Genomic DNA, 18,216 nt, shown 5'->3' with positions numbered 1-18,216 from the left:
GCGCCCTTGTCCCCAGCAGACCGCCGTCTTCCATGCAGCCCCACGCGCCTTCCTACTACGCCGCCACTGCCAATCTGGAACTGGCCTTTCCGCCCCTGGAGGGCGAGGTCCAGGCGGATGTCTGCGTGGTCGGCGGTGGCTTTTCCGGGCTCAATACCGCTCTGGAGCTGGCCGAGCGTGGCGCCCGGGTGGTGCTGCTGGAAGCCCGCCGCATCGGCTGGGGCGCCAGCGGCCGCAACGGCGGCCAGCTGATCCGCGGCGTCGGCCATGACGTCGAGCAATTCGAACCGGTCGTTGGCGCCGAAGGGGTGCGCGAACTCAAGCGCCTGGGCTTCGAGGCGGTGGATCTGGTACGCCAGCGTATCGCCCGTCATGACATCGACTGTGCTCTCACCTGGGGCTTCGCCGACCTGGCCAACAAGCCGCGCCACTGGCAGCACCTGCAGGAAGAGCACGCCGCACTGCAGGCCCTGGGCTACCCCCATCCGCTGCGACTGGTGCCCAAGGCCCGGCTGGCCGAGGTGGTGGGCTCCGAGCGCTACCAGGGTGCCCTGATCGACGAGGGCTCCGGCCACCTGCATCCGCTCAACCTGGCCCTCGGCGAAGCCGCTGCGGCCCGGGCGCTGGGCGTGCAACTGCACGAAGACAGCCAGGTCACCCGCCTGGAATACGGCCCCCGGGTGCGCGTCCACACCGCCCGCGGCCGGGTGAGCGCCGACACCCTGGTGCTCTGCTGCAACGCCTATATCGACGACCTGCAACCTGACCTCGCCGCCCAGGTCCTGCCGGCCGGCAGCTATGTGATCGCCACCGAGCCGCTGTCCGCCGAGCGCGCCGCGCGGCTGTTGCCGGGCAATCGCGCGGTCTGCGACCAGAACGTGGCGGTGGACTACTTCCGCCTCTCCGCCGACCGCCGCCTGCTGTTCGGCGGCGCCTGCCACTACTCGGGGCGCGATCCCAGGGACATCGCCGGCTACATGAGGCCGAAGATGCTGGAGGTCTTTCCCGAACTGGCCGGGGTCCGCATCGACTACGCCTGGGGCGGCATGATCGGCATCGGCGCCAATCGCCTGCCGCAAATCGGCCGGCTGCGCGAGCACCCCAACGTCTTCCATGCCCAGGCCTATGCCGGTCATGGGGTCAACGCCACCCACCTGGCCGGTCACCTGCTGGCCGAGGCCATCCTGGCCCAGTCGGCCGGTTTCGACCTCTTCGCCCGGGTGCCCCATGCGCGCTTTCCCGGCGGTCGCCACCTGAGGTCGCCACTGCTGGCCCTGGGCATGCTCTGGTATCGCCTCAAGGACAGCCTGTGATCCGCCTGGTCGTACCCCTGCTGCTGGCGCTGCTGGCCGGCTGCGCCACGCCGATTCCGCGCCACGCCTCCCAGGTGCTGCCGGTCGCCGGCACCGCCCTGGACAGCCAGGTACGCGCGGCTGGCGCCGCCCACCCGGGCCTGTCGGGTCTGCGCCTGCTGGAAACCAGCACCGACGCCTTCACCGCCCGCGCCGAGCTGATCCGTAAGGCCCAGCGCAGCCTGGACATCCAGTACTACATCGTCCACGACGGCCTGACCACGCGGCTGCTGGTCAACGAATTGCTCAAGGCGGCGGATCGCGGTGTGCGCATCCGCTTCCTCATCGACGACACCAGCAGCGACGGCAACGACTACCAGATCGCCGTGCTGGCGGCCCATCCCAATGTGCAGATCCGCGTCTTCAATCCGCTGCACCTGGGCCGCAGCACCGGTCCGACCCGGGCCCTGGGTCGACTGGTGGATCTCAACCATCAGCACCGCCGCATGCACAACAAGCTGTGGCTGGCCGACGACAGCGTGGCCATCGTCGGCGGACGCAACCTGGGCGACGAATACTTCGATGCCCGCCCGGAGATGAACTTCACCGATCTCGACCTGCTCGCCGCCGGTCCGGTGGCACGCCAGCTGGGCACCAGCTTCGACCAGTACTGGAACAGCCCCCTGAGCCAGCCGGCCCGGCGGCTGCGCTGGTTCGCCCCGTCGCCCACTGCCCTGGTGCGACTGCGCGCACGGCTGCATCACTACCTCGACAGCGAACGCACCCGCGACCTGGCGCTGTACAACCGCCTGCGTCGCTATGCCACCGCGCCCCAGCTCGAAGGCTGGCTGCGGGAGTTGACCTGGGCCCACGCCCAGGCGTTCTGGGATGCACCGCGCAAGGTGCTGGCCGAGGACGAACCGGACTGGCAGCTGCTGCTCACCCATCAGTTGCAACCGACCCTGGATGGCGCCCAGCACGAACTGCTGTTGGTCTCTTCCTACTTCGTGCCGATGAATCAGGGCGTCGCCTACCTGGGTGGCCTGGCCGCCCGCGGCGTCGATGTGCGGGTGCTGACCAATGCCCTGGAAGCCACCGACGTGCCCGCCGTGCACGCCGGCTACGCGCCCTATCGCGCGGCGCTGCTGGCCCAGGGGGTCAAACTCTATGAGCTGCGCGCCCGCCCGGACCAGAAGCGATCCGCGCTGCCCTACAGCTTTGGCGAATCCGAATCCAGCCTGCACAGCAAGGCCATGGCCATCGACGGGCGCTGGTCCTTTATCGGCTCCTTCAACTTCGATCCGCGCTCGGTGCTGTGGAACACCGAGGTCGGCGTCCTGGTGGACAGCCGGGTCCTCACCGGTCGCCTGCGCCAGCTGATGCTGCAGGGCATGGACCCGAGCGTCTCCTATGCGGTCAGGCGCGTCGAGGACCGCGGGCGGGTGCGGCTGGAGTGGGTCAGTGAACGCGACGGTCAGCCCCGGGTGCTGCACCACGAACCGGGCAGCGCCTGGCGTCGCTTCAATGCCTGGGTGGTCAAGGCGGTAGGGCTGGAGCGGATGCTCTAGCTTCGCCCTCACCCCAGTCCTCTCCCGGAGGGAGAGGGGGTTAGCTCGTAGGTTGGGTTGAGACGGTTCCATCGTCGAAGCCCAACAACCAGCGCCGTGCCAGCCCTGTTGGGCTTCGCTGGCGCTCAACCCAACCTACGTATTTCCTCCGACCGTAGGTTGGGGTGAGACAGCTCCACCGTCGAAGCCCAACAACCAGCGCCGTGCCAGCACCGTTGGGCTTCGCTGGCGCTCAACCCAAACTGCGCCCTTCCTCCGACCGTAGGTTGGGGTGAGACGGCTCCACCGTCGAAGCCCAACAACCCACGGCGAGACGCCCCTGTTGGGCTTCGCTGGCGCTCAACCCAACCTACGCACTTCCTCCGCACCGTAGGTTGGGTTGAGACGGCTCCACCGTCGAAGCCCAACAACCAGCGCCATGCCAGCCCCATTCACCTTCGCTAGCGCTCAATCCAACCTGCGACCCTATCAATCTCCCTGCAAAAAATCCGGTAATTGCTCATTTTATGAGCAGTAGTCAACCAGGACTTCGGCTAAGGTCGACCGCATTCATCGGCCCCGCTCCGGCACCCGGCCGTCTCCTGCATCGAGGATCTCCCATGAGCGCTACCGCCCTGCGTCACGACTGGACTCTCGCCGAAGTCCGCGCCCTGTTCCAGCAGCCCTTCAACGACCTGCTGTTCCAGGCCCAGGGCGTGCATCGCCAGCACTTCGATCCCAATCGCGTGCAGGTCTCCACCCTGCTGTCGATCAAGACCGGCGCCTGCCCGGAAGACTGCAAGTACTGCCCCCAGTCCGGCCACTACAACACCGGCCTGGAAAAGGAAAAGCTGATGGAGGTGCAGAAGGTGCTGGAGGCGGCCGCCGAGGCCAAGGCCATCGGCTCCACCCGCTTCTGCATGGGCGCCGCCTGGAAGCACCCGTCCGCCAAGGACATGCCCTATGTCCTGCAGATGGTGCAGGGCGTCAAGGCGCTGGGCCTGGAGACCTGCATGACCCTCGGCCGCCTGGACCAGGAGCAGACCCGCGCCCTGGCCGACGCCGGCCTGGACTACTACAACCACAACCTCGACACCTCGCCGGAGTTCTACGGCAACATCATCACCACCCGCACCTACGGCGAGCGCCTGCAGACCCTGGCCTACGTCCGCGAAGCCGGGATGAAGATCTGCTCCGGCGGCATCCTCGGCATGGGCGAGTCGGTGGATGACCGTGCCGGCCTCTTGATCCAGCTGGCCAACCTGCCCGAGCACCCCGAGTCGGTGCCGATCAACATGCTGGTCAAGGTGCAGGGCACCCCGCTGGCCGAGGAAAAGGACGTCGATCCCTTCGACTTCATCCGCACCCTGGCGGTGGCGCGCATCCTCATGCCCAAGTCGCATGTGCGCCTGTCAGCCGGTCGCGAGCAGATGAACGAGCAGATGCAGTCCCTGGCCTTCCTGGCCGGTGCCAACTCCATCTTCTACGGCGAGAAGCTGCTGACCACCGGCAATCCCCAGGCCGACAAGGACATGCAGCTGTTCGCGCGCCTTGGCATCCAGCCCGAAGCCCGCGAAGAGCACGCCGACGAGGTGCACCAGGCCGCCATCGAGCAGGCCCTGGTGGAACAGCGCAACAGCGAACTCTTCTACGACGCCGCCACCGCCTGACCCTCACGCCCCGCTCTTCCCCCTCTCCTCCCGGGAGAAGGCCGGGATGAGGCAAAACCCTGCCGCCAACCTCCGCGCTAGACCAACCCCCTCTCCCCCTGGGAGAGGGCTGGGGTGAGGGGCCTTGCAACCTGATCGAGAACCTCCATGGCCTTCGACCTCGCCGCCCGCCTGGCCCAGCGTCACGCCGAGCACCTCTACCGGCGCCGCCCGCTGCTGGAAGCGCCCCAGGGCCCCGAGGTGGTGGTGGATGGCGAGTCCCTGCTGGCCTTCTGCAGCAACGACTACCTGGGCCTGGCCAATCACCCCCAGGTGATCGCCGCCCTGCGCGCGGGCGCCGAGCGCTGGGGCGTGGGCGGTGGCGCCTCGCACCTGGTGATCGGCCACAGCGATCCGCACCACCAGGTCGAAGAAGCCCTGGCCGACCTCACCGGCCGGCCGCGCGCCCTGCTGTTTTCCACTGGCTACATGGCCAACCTGGCGTCGGTCACCGCCCTGGTCGGGCGCGGCGACACCGTGCTGGAAGACCGCCTCAACCATGCCTCCCTGCTCGACGCCGGCCTGCTCAGCGGCGCGCGCTTCGGCCGCTATCTACACAACGATCCCGCCAGCCTGGCCACGCGCCTGGCCAAGGCCGAGGGCGACACTCTGGTAGTCACCGACGGGGTCTTCAGCATGGACGGTGATCTGGCCGCCCTGCCCGAGCTCTGCCAGGTCGCCCAGCGTTACGGCGCCTGGACCCTGGTGGACGACGCCCACGGCATCGGCACCTTGGGCGCAACCGGCGGCGGCATCGTCGAGCACTTCGGCCTGGACCAGAGCCAGGTCCCGGTGCTGGTCGGCACCCTGGGCAAGGCCTGCGGTACCGCCGGGGCCTTTGTCGCCGGCAGCGAAGAACTGATCGAGACGCTGATCCAGTTCGCCCGGCCCTACATCTACACCACCAGCCAGCCGCCGGCGGTGGCCTGCGCCACCCTCGCCGCCCTGCAGCTCGTCCGCGCGGAAGGCTGGCGCCGTGAGCTTCTGCACACTTTGATCCAGAGATTCCGCAGGGGCGCGACGGCTCTCGGCCTGGACCTTATGCTCAGCGCCACGCCGATCCAGCCCATCCTGGTCGGCGACAGCGCGCGCGCCCTCGCACTCTCCGCCGCCCTGCGCCGACGCGGGATCCTGGTCACCGCCATTCGACCGCCCACCGTACCGGCCGGCAGTGCCCGCCTGCGGGTAACCCTGACGGCGGCCCATCGCGAAGCGCACGTGGACCTCTTGCTCGACGCTCTGGCCCAGGCCATGGCCGAATTACCGCCTGACGCGGATAAGTGACCGACCCATGCGCGATACCCTGATCTTGCTGCCCGGCTGGGGCCTGGGCAACGCTCCGCTGGAGCCCCTGCGTGACGAACTCGTCGAGCAGGCACCCTTTCTCGACGTGCTGATCGAACCGCTGCCGACCCTGACCGACACCCAGGCCTGGTTCACCGACCTGGAAGCCCGCATCGCCGAGGGCGGCTGGCTGGCCGGCTGGTCGCTGGGCGGCATGCTCGCCAGCGAATTCACCCTGCGCCGCCCGCAGGGCGTGCACGGCCTCATCACCCTGGCCAGCAATCCCTGCTTCGTCGCCCGCGCCGGCTGGCAGACCGCCATGGCGCGCAGCGTCTTCACCGATTTCTTCGAGGCCTGCTCGCTGGACGCCGACCAGACCCTCAGGCGCTTCACCCTGCTGGTGGCCCAGGGCGCGCGCGACAGCCGCACCCTCGCCCGCCAGCTGCAGGTGACCCTGCCTGAGGTCGATCCCGAGGTGGTCATCGCCGGTCTGGAGCTGCTCGCACGGCTGGACACCCGCGCCGCCCTGCAGGCCTTCAGCGGTCCCCAGCTGCACCTATTCGGCGCCCATGACGCCCTGGTCCCGGCCAGCGCCGCCCAGGCACTGCGCGACGAGCTGCCCAGCGCCCAGGTCGAGGTCCTGGAGCACGCCAGCCATGGCCTGCCCCTGGAACGCCCGGACGAGGTGGCCACCCGTATCCGTGAATTCATCTATGCAGGACGCGATGGCTGACGTATTGCCCGACAAGCGCCAGGTGGCGCTGTCCTTTTCCCGCGCCGCCGCGCAGTACGACGGCGCCGCCCTGCTGCAGCGCCGGGTCGCCGACGGCCTGCTCGCCCGACTACCGGTCCTGCAGCCGCAACGCTGGCTGGACCTGGGCAGTGGCACCGGCTATTGCAGCCGCGCCCTGGCCCAGCGCCATCCGCAGGCCGAAGGCCTGGCCCTGGACCTGGCGCCCGGCATGCTCCGCCATGCCCGTGCCCAGGGCGCCGGTGCCGGCCACTACCTGACCGCCGACGCCGAACGCCTGCCGCTGCGCGACGCCTGCTGCGATCTCGTCCTTTCCAGTCTGGCCCTGCAGTGGTGCCCGGACCTGCCCGCGGTACTCGCCGAGGCGCGCCGCATCCTGCGCCCGGGTGGCGTGCTGGCCTTCAGCAGCCTGGTCGCCGGCACCCTCGACGAACTGCGCCAGAGCTGGGCCCGGGTGGACGACCAGGTGCACGTCAATCGCTTCCGGCAGCGGACGGCCTATGCCGCAGCCGCACAGACCAGCGGCTTGCAGGTGCTGACGCTAGAGGTCGCGCCCGAGCGGCTGCACTTCCCCGATCTGCGCGCTCTGACCCAGCACCTCAAGGCCATTGGCGCCCACAACCTCAACCAGGGACGCCCCCAGGGCCTCACCGGTCGCCAGCGCCTGGCCGCCTTTACCCAGGCCTACGAGGGCCTGCGCGAGCCGGCCGGGCTGCCCGCCACCTACCAGGTGATCCACGTCCTGCTGCGCAAGGAATGACCCCCATGCCCGCCTACTTCGTCACCGGCACCGACACCGAGATCGGCAAGACCACCATCGCCGCCGGCCTGCTGCACCGGGCCCGGTTGCAAGGGCTCGCCACCGCCGGGGTCAAGCCGGTGGCCTCCGGGTGCGAACGCACTGCCGAGGGCCTGCGCAACGGCGATGCCCTGGCGCTGCTCGGCGAAACCTCGCTGCCGCTCGGCTATGGCGACATCAATCCCATCGCCCTGGAACCCGCCATCGCCCCGCATCTGGCGGCCCGCGAAGCCGGCATCGACCTCAGCGTCGCCGCCCTGGCCGCGCCGGTGCGGCGGATCCTGGCGCTGCAGGCCGACTTCAGCGTGGTGGAAGGCGCCGGCGGCTGGCGCGTGCCCCTGGCCGGCCGCGAGTCCCTGTCCGATCTGGCCCGCGAGCTGTGTCTGCCGGTGATCCTGGTGGTGGGGGTGCGCCTGGGCTGCATCAACCACGCCCTTCTCAGCGCCGAGGCCATCCTCGCCGACGGCCTGACTCTGGCCGGCTGGGTGGCCAATCTGGTGGCGCCGGCCACCCTGCGCCTGGAGGATAACCTCGCCACCCTGCACGAACGCCTACCGGCGCCCTGCCTGGGTACGGTGCCGCACCTGGCCGCGGCCACCCCCGCCGCGGTCGCCGCGCACCTGCGCCTGCCTGGCTGATATCAGTCTTTCGGGCGATGGCCGCAGGGCCAGGCCGGCGGCAGACTGCCCTGTCTACCGCTGCCGGATCGCCCCAGTGCCTACCTTCAAGTTCCTGACCTGCCTGGGCCTGCTCGGCCTGACCAGCCATGCCTGGGCGCTGGACAACCAGACCCGTGTGGAGCAGCGCGGCGAGCGCCTCGGCGCCTTTCTGAGCCAGGCGCCGGATACCCGCCAGGGCACCCTGGAGGTCAGCCAGAGCGGTCGTGCCAGCCAGGCCTATCTCACCCAGAACGCCTCCCAAGGCGACCGTACCCGCGTCGAGCAGGGCGGCGTCGGCAACTTCACCAATGTCACCCAGGCCGCCGGTGGTGCGCGCGAGGTCCTTATCGACCAGCGCGAGGCCAGCCAGAACCACGCCTATGTCTACCAGGGCCATGGCCAGCGCAACACGGTGGACATCGTCCAGCGCGGCCTGCTCGACGAAGCCCTGGTGCGCCAGGGTGGTGACGACCAGCGGCTGCGCATCGAGCAAGAGGGCGAGCGCAACGGGCTGAATCTGTTCCAGGACGGTCGCGGCAGCGCCGCGCGACTCAGGCAGGTGGGCGACGATCATGTCCAGGACGTGCTGAGCCTGGGCGCGCGCAACGAGGTCGAGCTACTGCAGGGCGGCGGTGCCAATCGGGCGCTGGTCGAGCAGCGGGGTGACGACAACCAGGCGGCGATTCGCCAGAGCACGCGACAGCAGGAGGCGGAGCTGGTCCAACTCGGCCAGCGCAACAGCGCGACGGTGCAGCAGAACAGCCTCGCCGATCGACCCCAGGGCGTCAGCGTGCGACAGCTGGGCGACGATAACGCTGTCCAGGCGAGCGTGACCGGCAATGGCAATCGCCTCGAGCTGCAACAGCAGGGCAAGCGCAACAGCGCCGGCGTCCTGATCGGCGGTGACGATTCCCGCCTGACCCTGGCTACCCAGGGCAACGACAACGAGATCAGTGCGGTCTGGGTGGGCGACAACGTCGAACTCGGTGTCGAGCAACTGGGCGACGGCCATGTCCTGCAGGCGGGACTGGCCAGCGACGCCCGGGTCAGCGTCAGCCAGCAGGGCGCCAGCCAGTACGCCTCGATCAGTCAGGCCGATGGGGGCAACAGCCTCAACCTCCGCCAGAGCGGCCAGGGCAACCGGGCGACCATCCGGCAATAGCCGGACACAGGCGGCGACACGGGCTGCTGGTTCTTTGGCGTCAAAGCTGCTTCAATAGCCCTTTGACATCACCGTCGAGGACCCTGTCCATGAACGTGACTTCAAGCAATTCGCTCTATGCCGGGGTGCAGGCCTACCAGAACGGCAGCCGTACGTTCGAAAAGGCCGGTGCCGCCCTCGCCTCCCAGACGGCGCGCAACGAGCAGCAAGCCCTGGGCGCGACCACCAACAGCCAGGCCGACCTGGCCAGCGAACTGGTCAATCTGGATGTCGGCAAGTACCAGGCGCTGGCCGGTACCAAGGTCATGCAGGCCTCGCAGGAAACCCTGGGCCGGTTGCTCGATACCCGCGCCTGATAGCCAAGCTTTGAGTGGAAGGGGCGCCCTGAGAGGCGCCCCTTCTGCGTTCTAGCCCAGGCGGAAACGGGTGGTGTTGGCGGTCAGGGTACGACTGCCCGCCTCCAGACCCACCGCCGTGCTCTGCACCGTGCGCGCATTGCCGAGCAGATCGGCCGCGGCCCCATCGACCTGCTGGATGTTGCCGCTGACCTGGTCGGCGGTAACCGCCTGCTGTTCGGCGGCGGTGGCGATCTGCACCAGGGTGTCGGAAACGCCCTGTACCGATTCGGCGATCTCTTCCAGCCGCCGTCCCAGCCCGGTGATCGACTGGGCGTCGCTGGCGGCCTGGCCGCAGGCATCCTGCATCAGCGAGACGGCCTGGGCCACGGTGCCGCTCAGGCTGCCAACGGTCCCAGCGATCTGCGCCGTGGAGGCCTGGGTGCGCTGCGACAGCGAACGCACCTCATCGGCGACCACCGCAAAGCCCCTTCCCTGGTCACCCGCCCGGGCCGCCTCGATGGCGGCGTTGAGCGCCAGCAGGTTGGTCTGTTCGGCGATGCCGCGGATGACGTCCACCACTTGCTGGATCTGCCCGGCCTGGGCATTGACCTGGGCCATGGCCGCAGCCGTCTCGTCCAGGCGCTGGTTGAGGCGCTGAATGCTGGCGGTAGTCTGGCGACTGTCGCTCTGGCTGGCCTCGGCGATGCCGCGCATCTGCTCGGCGCGGCCGGCGGCCTCTTCGCAACTCCGTGCCACGCCCTGGGCGGTGGCGGCCAGTTCGGTGGCGGCGGTGGCGATCTGGGTGATCTGCTGGCGCTGGGCTTCGACGGCGCCCAGCGCCGCCTCGGCCTGCTGGCCCAGCTCCCCGGAAGCCGTGCCCACCTGGCGACTCTCCTGCTCGACCGCCTGCAGGCTGCCCCGCAGCTGCACCACGGCCAGGTCCAGGGCGCGCCCGATCTCGGCCAGTTCGTCCTGGCCACTCACCTGGGCCGAGCGGGTCAGATCACCGTCGCGCAGGCCTTCGGCCAAGGTGGTAATGCGCCGCGCACTGCCGCGAATGGCGGCCTGCATACACAGCAGCAGATAGCAGGTCACCACCAGCAGCAGGCCGAAGCCGGCGGCGATGGCGCCAAAGCTGCGCACGGCATCGGCGCCATAGTATTGCAGCCGTTGATCCAGGTTCTTCAGGGTCTGCTGGCGGAAGGTCTGCAGCCCCTGCAGGACCCCGTCCAGGGTGGCTTCGAACTGCTCCGGCTTGAGCGTGATCTCGCCGCCGAACACCCCCTGATCGAGGGTCTTGAGACTGCCGTCCAGCTGGCTGCTGACCTTCTGATAGTCGTCCTTCCAGCCGGCCATGTCGGCGGGCAGTTTGCTGCCAAGCAGGGTGGCAACCTTCGCCAAGCTCTCGTTGGAGTCGCCGACGCGGGCGCGCAGGTCGCGTAGCTGCAGGCGGCTCTGCAGACTGAACTGGCCAGAAACCACACTGGCCTGACCTACGCTGGCCAGGCGGCCGAGGCGCTCATATAACTCGACCGACTGGGTGGTGCTGATCTGCATCAGCAGATAGGTTTCCAGCCAGGGATCGAGGATGAGGCCGCTGTCCAAGGCGATTTCCTCGCGCAGCGCCTGGACGGCGCCGAGGGCGGCGGTGAATCTGTCATAGCCGTTCGGCCACCAGCCCAGGCTGCGCAGATCCGCGACCTCGAGCCCAGCAAGGGCCTGCTGCAGGGACTTGAAGCGGGCCTGCACATCCGCGCCCGCCCCTTCTATCTCCAGTTGCTGCCCGAGCTGGGCGAGCCGCTCGCGACGACTGTCGTTGCGACTTTCCAGGGCGGCGATGGCGGCCTGCACGGCCGGCGTCTCCTGGCGACTGGTGTCGATCGCCTTCCAGCGCGCGGTCAGGTTGCGCCGGAGGGTGAGTTCTTCTTCCATGGCGTCCAGCCGTTGCAGCAGCCGCACGCCACTGCGCTCGCCACTGACGGTGGCCAGCTTGGCCTGGAAATCGGCGCCCAGCAGCCAGAGACTGACCGCCAGGGGCAGGATGAACAGCACGAGTAGCAGAGCGAACTTGCGAGCGAAGCCGAACTGGCTCAGCACGCGAATCCCCGGTGACAACAAAACACCCATGTTCGACCACTCCTGTGCCAGCCACCGGCAAGCGTCGGCTATCCGTTGCGGACAGCTATAAGACGATTTGTCGGCAAACTAACGACTTTCTTGAAAGATAGGGCACAATCGCCGCCCTCCCGTATTCCCAGACCCGGTCCTGCATTCAGGCCCGGGCGTTGCCGTTAAAGGACCGTCCGCGTGGAACGCCTCAAAGCCAAGATTCGCAGCGAAGGCCAAGTACTCTCCGAGCAGGTGCTCAAGGTCGATGCCTTCCTCAACCACCAGATCGATCCGGCGCTGATGCGCGACATCGGTCAAGAGTTCGCCCGCCGCTTCGCCGACGCCGGCATCACCAAGATCGTGACCATCGAAGCCTCGGGGATCGCCCCGGCGGTGCTGACCGGACTGGAGTTGGGCGTGCCGGTGATCTTTGCCCGCAAGCACCAGTCGCTGACCCTGACCGACAACCTGCTGGTGGCCAGCGTCTATTCCTTTACCAAGCAGACGGAGAGCACCATAGCCGTCTCGACCATGCACCTTTCGTCCGACGATCGGGTGCTGATCATCGACGACTTCCTCGCCAACGGTAAGGCGGCCAAGGCGCTGATCTCCATCATCGGTCAGGCCGGGGCGCAAGTGGTCGGACTTGGCATCGTCATCGAGAAGTCCTTCCAGGTCGGTCGCGCCGAACTGGATGCCCAGGGCTATCGCGTCGAATCCCTGGCCCGTGTCGCCTCCCTGGCCGATGGTCAGGTCACCTTCGCCGAGTAAGCCATGGCTCAGATACTGCGCATTCTCGGTGCCGATCTCGATCGCACCGAAACCTGGATCCGTTACGACAAGGCCATGTGCCTGGACTGCGTGTCCAGCTGCTGCACCCTGCCGGTGGAAGCCCGCCTGTCCGATCTGATCCGCATGGGCGTGGTGGACGAATTCGAGAAGGGCGAGCCGCTCAAGGACATCGCCAAGCGGCTCAAGAAGGACGGCGTGGTCGAACGCCTCAATGCCAAGACCGGGTTGTTCACCCTGGTGCGGCTGTCCAACAACGACTGCATCTATCTGCATCCCAAGACGCGGCTGTGCACCATCTACGACCAGCGCCCGGAAACCTGCCGCAACCACCCAAGGGTCGGCCCGCGCCCGAACTACTGCGCCTACAAGCCGCAGAAGCTGCGCTAGACGGCGATCCGTCGCAGGTGGGATTGAGCGCCGCGAAGCCCAACAGGACGTGCCCCGGCATACCTGCATCGTTGGGCTTTGACGAAAGAGCCGTCTCAACCCAACCTACGGTGCCCAAAGGCTGAACCCGTAGGTTGGGTTGAGCGTTAGCGAAGCCCAACGGGGCGAATCACCGCCTGCCTGCATTGTTGGGCTTCGACGAAGAAGACGTCTCAACCCAACCTACGGTGTCCAAAGGCTGAACCCGTAGGTTGGGTTGAGCGCAGCGAAGCCCAACGGGGCGGACTGGACTGCACGCGGGGCTTCGATGATAGAGCCGTCTCAATCCAACCTACGGCTATCGCGTGCCTGGCCGCGACAGGACGCTAGAACTCGCCGCTCTCCATCGCCTTTTTCATGTCCGCCCGTTCTTCCAGGCACTCCGGACCGGCCATGTCGAAGATCCGGCAGACCCAGGGGCGCACCTCGTAGATGCTGCAGTTCATCTGCTCGCGATCCAGGGCCGCGCACCAGCCGTCGTCGAGACGCCTCATGCGGGTGCCGGTCCAGTCTTCCTCGATGTAGCGGGCAGGCACGCCGGCATCGTCGAACAGCAGGACTTCCTGGCGGCAGCACCAGGCCTGACAGCTCTCGCAGGTCACGGTTGGGGTGGAAAGGTCGTGCAGGGGGATGTCGCTCATGTGCGTAGTGTACCGCCCCCGACCGCCCAGCGGTTTCCGGCCGATGGCTGGACCAGTTACCATGCGCGTCCCTGACGGTTGTAACCAGTTGTGACCATGCCCAAGCCCTCTTCTCGCGCAGGAGCCGCCATGACGGCCGCACCCCGCTATCGCTTCTATGTCGTGGTCGCCGTGCTGGTCCTGCTGACCTGCGTGGTCGCCGGCCGCATTACCTACCTCAAGCTGATCGACGCCGCCTTCCTCGGCGACCAGGGCGACCGCCGCTCGGTGCGCCACATTCCCATTCCGGTCACCCGTGGCATGATCACCGATCGCAACGGCGCGCCCCTGGCGGTTTCCACCGAGGTGGTGACCATCTGGTGCAATCCGGCGGAGATGCAGGACAGCGCCGACCAGCTGGGTCGCCTGGCCCAGGCCATCCACAAGCCCGAGGCCGAGTTGCGCAACCTGATCCTCGGCCATCCGGAAAAGCACTTCCTCTACCTGGCCCGGGCGCTGTCGCCCATCGACGGCGAGAACATCATGGCCCTCGGCGTGCCCGGGGTACGCCAGATCAAGGAATACAAGCGCTATTACCCCAGTTCCGACCTGGTGGCCCAGGTGATCGGCATGGTCAACATCGACGGCCATGGCCAGGAGGGGCTGGAACTCGGCTTCGAGGACTGGCTAGCCGGCAAGGGCGGCGTGCGCGAGGTGCTGATCAACCCGCGTGGCTCGGTGGTCAAGAACATCCGCGTGGTGCGCCAGCCGCAACCGAGCAAGGACGTCGCCCTGTCCATCGACCTGCGCCTGCAATTCATCGCCTATCGCGCCCTGCAGACCGCGGTGGAGAAGTTCGGCGCCCAGTCCGGGTCGGCGGTGCTGGTCAATCCCAAGACCGGCCAGATCCTGGCGATGACCAACTTCCCCTCCTACAACCCCAACAACCGCGCCACCCTGCAGATCCCCAACATGCGCAACCGCACCCTGACCGACGCCTTCGAGCCCGGCTCGGTGATCAAGCCGTTCAGCATGTCGGTGGCCCTGGCCTCGGGCAAGTTCAACGAGAACAGCACCGTGGACGTGGCGCCGGGCTGGATGACCATCGACGGTCATACCATCCACGACGTGGCCAAGCGCGGCGTGCTGACCATGACCGGGGTACTGCTCAACTCGTCCAATATCGGCATGAGCAAGGTGGCCCTGCAGATCGGGCCGCTGCCCATCTACGAGCAGCTCAGCCGGGTCGGCTTCGGCAACCCCCTGGCACTGGGCTTTCCCGGCGAGAACGCCGGCTACCTGCCCGGCCACACCAAGTGGTCGCAGATCGCCACGGCCAGTATGTCCTTTGGCTACAGCCTGGCGGTCAACGTCGCCGAACTGGCCCAGGCCTACTCGGTGATCGCCAACGACGGCCAGCTGACGCCCCTGACCCTGCTCAAGGACCAGAAGCAGCAGAGCGTCCAGGCCATGGACCCGACCATCGCCCGGCGCATCCGCATGATGCTCAACCACGTGGTGGAAGACGACGGCGGCGTGATCCGCGCCCGGGTGCCCGGCTATCACGTGGCCGGCAAGTCGGGTACCGCGCGCAAGGCCGGCTCCGGCAGCTATACCGAGCACGCCTATCGCTCGATGTTCGTCGGCATGGCGCCGGCGGCCGATCCCAAGCTGGTGCTGGCGGTGATGCTGGATACCCCGACCAAGGAAGGCTACTTCGGCGGCCTGGTCTCGGCGCCGACCTTCAGCGAGATCATGTCCGGCGCCCTGCGCGCCCTGGCCGTGCCGCCGGACAACCTGCCCGACACCAATACCGCCCAGCAGGCGAAGGCCGAGCCGCACCCCCACGGCTAGCCGGGGAACGGCCACAAAAAAGGGCGACCCCGGGGTCGCCCTTTTGCATGCCGCGCCCGCTGTCAGCGGTGCAGCACGTACTGACCGGTAAAGCGCACCCCATCCTCACCGCTCTCGGTGACGATGCGCGACTGCAGGGTGATGCGCGCGCGACCGCGACGGCGGAAGGTGGTCTCGAAGCGCTCCCAGGCGCGCGCTTCGGGCGCCTCGCCATAGGCCAGGGCGTCGGCGGTGATGGGCCGCGGATAGCTGATCTGGCCTTCCTGGATGAGGATGTGGCCTTCTTCGATGCCGGCTTCGCGCAGGCGCAGGTACAGCCAGCCCCAACCGGCCAGCACGGCCACGCAATAGAGACTGCCGCCGAACATGGTGCTGGCGTGGTTGATGTTGGCATCCAGCGGAGCATGCAGCTGCAGGCGCTGCTCGCTCCAGTCGCGGACTTCCAGGCCCAAGGCCTTGGTGATGGGAATATCGTGGTGCAACAGGGATTCGAGGTGACGGCAGTCGCGGCTCATGCCGGGGTCCTTACAGACAGAATTTCACTATCAGGAGCAGACGCAAGCCATGACCCATGGGTCACGTCCTAGCGCCATTGTGCACCAAGGAAGGCCGCTCCGGGGAAATCGCCGCCGGCAGGCGGAAGCGGATACGGGCGCCGCCCAGACTCGACTCGTCGATGGTCAGGCTGCTGCGATAGCCTTCGAGGATGTCCTGGACCACCGCCAGGCCGATGCCCTGTCCGGGATGCCGGCTGTCCATGCGCATGCCGCGGCGCAGCACGCTTTCGCGCCGTTCGGCCGGGATGCCGGGACCGTCATCCTCGATGTCGAGCACCCAGTGCTCGGTATGGCGACGGGCGCTGACCCGCACCTGGGTCAGGCAGAGCCGATAGGCGTTTTCCAGGAGATTGCCGAACACCTCCAGCATGGCGGCTTCCTCGGCCTGCACCCGCAGATTCGGCGGCAGGTCCATTTCGGCCTGGACGCGTTTCTCGGCATAGACCTTGTCCAGGGTGCTGAACAGGGATTCCAGCAGCGGTGCCAGTTCCAGCGGCCGGCTGAGCACCGCACCGCCCTGGCGGGTGGCGCGTTGCAACTGGTACATCACCTGCTGGTTCATGCGCTCGATCTGGGTCTGCAGGGTGCCGACCTCCTGATCCAGCTGCGGCCGCCGGCGCAATTCCTCGGTCACCCCCTGCAATACCGCCAAGGGGGTCTTCAGGCTGTGGGCCAGATCGCCCAGGGTGTCGCGGTAGCGCTCGCGTTGCAGCCGTTCGTGGTCGAGCAGGCGGTTGAGCGAGCGGATCAGGCGGCTGATCTCGCTGGGCACGTTCTTCTCGTCGAGCAGCTCGCGCTGGTCGGTTTCCACCGCATCCAGCTGCTGGCTGAGGCGGCGCAGCGGACGCAGGCTCCATTGCATGACCAGGGCCAGTAATACCAGCAGCGCACCCAGCACCCCTACCAGCCAGAGAATCACCTGGTGCACGAAGGTCGCGCGCAGCCGCTCGTATTCCTCGGCCGGTTGCATGGTGACCACGCTGAAGCCGGCCACCGGCGGATTGCCCAGCAGCACCTCGCGATCGAAGACAAAGAAGCCCTGGCCCTGGTCATCGGTGGCCTTGACCAGCTTGACGCCACCGCCGTCGAAGGTGGGCTTGTAGTTGGGCCGCTCCTTGATCGCCGAGCGCGAGCGCCAGAGCAGGCGACCGTTCTGGTCGTAGACGTAGCCGAGGATCGGCGAACCGGGTCGGTCGAAGACCTCTTCGGCGATCATCTCCGGCATCGCCAGGCGCCCGTCGATGGCCCGCGCTGCGCCGATCAGGGTGTTGGCGTTGGCCTCCAGCCGCGCGGCGACGAAGTTTTCCACGGTGCGGTCGAAGGCATTGCGGATCGCCGGCACGATCAGCGCCAGGCAGACGATCACCAGCAGCGCCGCGCTGAGCAGCAGCCGCACGCGAAAGGAACGGATCACTGGCAGCGCTCGGTGAACAGGTAGCCGCGGCCCCGGACCGTTTCGATGGGTTGCATCTGGCAGCTGGCCTCCAGCTTGCGCCGCAGGCGGCCGACCAGCACCTCGATGACGTTGCTGTCGTGCTCGCCATCATCGTCGTAGAGCTGCTCCATGAGCCGCTCCTTGGTGATCACCTGCTGGTGGTTGCGCATCAGGTATTCCAGCAGCCGGTATTCGTAGGCGGTCAGCTGCAGCGGCTGTTCTTCGTTGAAGGCCTGCTGGCGACCCAGGTCCAGCTTCAGCGAGCCGGCGCGGATGCTGGGCTGGACGAATCCCGCCGAGCGGCGCAGCAGTACATTGAGGCGCGCCTCCAGCTCTTCGAACTGGAAGGGCTTGACCACGTAGTCGTCTGCCCCGGCACCGAGGCCCTCGACCTTGTCCTGCCAGCTGCCGCGGGCCGTGAGGATGAGGATCGGCAGGGTGGCACCCTGGTTGCGCAGCTGGCGGATCAGATCGAGGCCGCTCATGCCGGGCAGGCCCAGGTCGATGATGGCGAGATCGTGATGGAATTCGCGGGCGCTGTAGAGCGCTTCTTCCGCATCGGCCACGGCATTGACGACATGACCGGCTTCACCCAGACGCACCTTGAGGTGGTGGCGCAGCAGGTTTTCGTCTTCGACGACGAGGATCTTCATGCAGACTCCTGAACAGCTAACGAGACTCTCTGTGGCTGCGACCGCACGTAGCTCACGCTTCGCGCAGCAACGCCCGGGTACCGATTATGGCGGCTTTGGCGGGTTGACGGCGAGAGCGGGGAAGGCATGGACGGGGTCACTCACTTTATTCCAGGCAAAAAAAACCTCTCCAGTTGGAGAGGTAAGGAGCACTTCATGGGGATCGGAAACTGCCGTTGGGGGACGGCTC

Annotated in this window: 17 protein-coding genes; 12 read left to right on the top strand and 5 right to left on the bottom strand. The window is 67.6% G+C overall.

Features of this window, described 5'->3' with window-relative positions; all coding sequences use genetic code 11:
- The first annotated feature begins 32 nt into the window (after positions 1-32).
- The 9 genes from FHR73_RS15810 to FHR73_RS15770 all read left to right on the top strand — a co-directional run bounded on the left by FHR73_RS15810 (position 33) and on the right by FHR73_RS15770 (position 9,559).
- Positions 33-1,313 (top strand): FAD-binding oxidoreductase, encoded by a 1,281-nt coding sequence (locus FHR73_RS15810; protein ID WP_183632509.1) that lies wholly within the window; start codon positions 33-35, stop codon positions 1,311-1,313.
- Positions 1,310-2,860, top strand: a complete 1,551-nt coding sequence (locus tag FHR73_RS15805) for a phospholipase D family protein (RefSeq protein WP_183632508.1) — start codon at positions 1,310-1,312, stop codon at positions 2,858-2,860. The genes FHR73_RS15810 and FHR73_RS15805 overlap by 4 nt, the downstream gene beginning before the upstream one ends.
- Before the next feature lie 599 nt (positions 2,861-3,459).
- Complete coding sequence (bioB, locus tag FHR73_RS15800; protein ID WP_007159868.1) at positions 3,460-4,509, top strand: biotin synthase BioB; 1,050 nt, start codon at positions 3,460-3,462, stop codon at positions 4,507-4,509.
- Between the two features lie 147 nt (positions 4,510-4,656).
- Positions 4,657-5,832: an 8-amino-7-oxononanoate synthase gene (bioF, locus tag FHR73_RS15795; protein ID WP_183632507.1), complete on the top strand. Its 1,176-nt coding sequence runs from the start codon at positions 4,657-4,659 to the stop codon at positions 5,830-5,832.
- Between the two features lie 7 nt (positions 5,833-5,839).
- Entirely contained in the window at positions 5,840-6,565 is a 726-nt protein-coding gene (locus FHR73_RS15790; protein ID WP_183632506.1) for an alpha/beta fold hydrolase, read from the top strand.
- Positions 6,546-7,343, top strand: coding sequence for a malonyl-ACP O-methyltransferase BioC (bioC, locus tag FHR73_RS15785; protein WP_183632504.1), 798 nt, complete (start codon positions 6,546-6,548; stop codon positions 7,341-7,343). The genes FHR73_RS15790 and bioC overlap by 20 nt, the downstream gene beginning before the upstream one ends.
- 5 nt (positions 7,344-7,348) lie before the next feature.
- Positions 7,349-8,020, top strand: coding sequence for a dethiobiotin synthase (bioD, locus tag FHR73_RS15780; protein WP_183632502.1), 672 nt, complete (start codon positions 7,349-7,351; stop codon positions 8,018-8,020).
- A 76-nt stretch (positions 8,021-8,096) separates the two neighbouring features.
- The gene (locus tag FHR73_RS15775) at positions 8,097-9,203 is read left to right on the top strand and encodes a hypothetical protein (protein ID WP_183632501.1); all 1,107 of its coding nucleotides are present in this window, start codon (positions 8,097-8,099) and stop codon (positions 9,201-9,203) included.
- An 89-nt stretch (positions 9,204-9,292) separates the two neighbouring features.
- A complete protein-coding gene (locus FHR73_RS15770; protein WP_183632500.1) occupies positions 9,293-9,559 on the top strand; it encodes a hypothetical protein in 267 nt (88 codons plus the stop codon).
- Between the two features lie 51 nt (positions 9,560-9,610).
- Here the strand turns inward: FHR73_RS15770 and FHR73_RS22845 are convergent, their stop codons facing one another.
- A complete protein-coding gene (locus tag FHR73_RS22845) occupies positions 9,611-10,255 on the bottom strand; it encodes a methyl-accepting chemotaxis protein (RefSeq protein ID WP_405046313.1) in 645 nt (214 codons plus the stop codon).
- Between the two features lie 1,593 nt (positions 10,256-11,848).
- On the opposite strand from FHR73_RS22845, the gene FHR73_RS15760 reads away from it, so the two are divergent.
- A complete protein-coding gene (locus FHR73_RS15760; RefSeq protein WP_007159876.1) occupies positions 11,849-12,421 on the top strand; it encodes a xanthine phosphoribosyltransferase in 573 nt (190 codons plus the stop codon).
- A gap of 3 nt (positions 12,422-12,424) precedes the next feature.
- Positions 12,425-12,829, top strand: coding sequence for a YkgJ family cysteine cluster protein (locus tag FHR73_RS15755; RefSeq protein WP_093255091.1), 405 nt, complete (start codon positions 12,425-12,427; stop codon positions 12,827-12,829).
- Positions 12,830-13,194: 365 nt separating this feature from the next.
- Here FHR73_RS15755 and FHR73_RS15750 read toward each other — a convergent pair whose 3' ends face one another.
- Positions 13,195-13,509: a YkgJ family cysteine cluster protein gene (locus tag FHR73_RS15750; protein WP_183632498.1), complete on the bottom strand. Its 315-nt coding sequence runs from the start codon at positions 13,507-13,509 to the stop codon at positions 13,195-13,197.
- Between the two features lie 129 nt (positions 13,510-13,638).
- Here FHR73_RS15750 and FHR73_RS15745 point away from each other — a divergent pair, with 129 nt between their 5' ends.
- The gene (locus FHR73_RS15745; protein ID WP_183632497.1) at positions 13,639-15,342 is read left to right on the top strand and encodes a penicillin-binding protein 2; all 1,704 of its coding nucleotides are present in this window, start codon (positions 13,639-13,641) and stop codon (positions 15,340-15,342) included.
- Positions 15,343-15,404: 62 nt separating this feature from the next.
- Here FHR73_RS15745 and FHR73_RS15740 read toward each other — a convergent pair whose 3' ends face one another.
- From FHR73_RS15740 to FHR73_RS15730, 3 genes are all read right to left on the bottom strand, one after another.
- Positions 15,405-15,857, bottom strand: coding sequence for a thioesterase domain-containing protein (locus FHR73_RS15740; protein ID WP_183632496.1), 453 nt, complete (start codon positions 15,855-15,857; stop codon positions 15,405-15,407).
- Between the two features lie 61 nt (positions 15,858-15,918).
- Positions 15,919-17,313: an ATP-binding protein gene (locus tag FHR73_RS15735; RefSeq protein ID WP_183632494.1), complete on the bottom strand. Its 1,395-nt coding sequence runs from the start codon at positions 17,311-17,313 to the stop codon at positions 15,919-15,921.
- Entirely contained in the window at positions 17,310-17,987 is a 678-nt protein-coding gene (locus FHR73_RS15730) for a response regulator transcription factor (RefSeq protein ID WP_007159882.1), read from the bottom strand. The genes FHR73_RS15735 and FHR73_RS15730 overlap by 4 nt, the downstream gene beginning before the upstream one ends.
- Positions 17,988-18,216 lie beyond the last annotated feature (229 nt).

It is taken from the genome of Pseudomonas sp. AS2.8, assembly GCF_014190935.1.
Lineage (GTDB): Bacteria > Pseudomonadota > Gammaproteobacteria > Pseudomonadales > Pseudomonadaceae > Chryseomonas.
The sequence above is the reverse complement of the archived record's forward strand: the minus strand, read 5'-3'. Positions and strand labels throughout refer to the sequence as shown.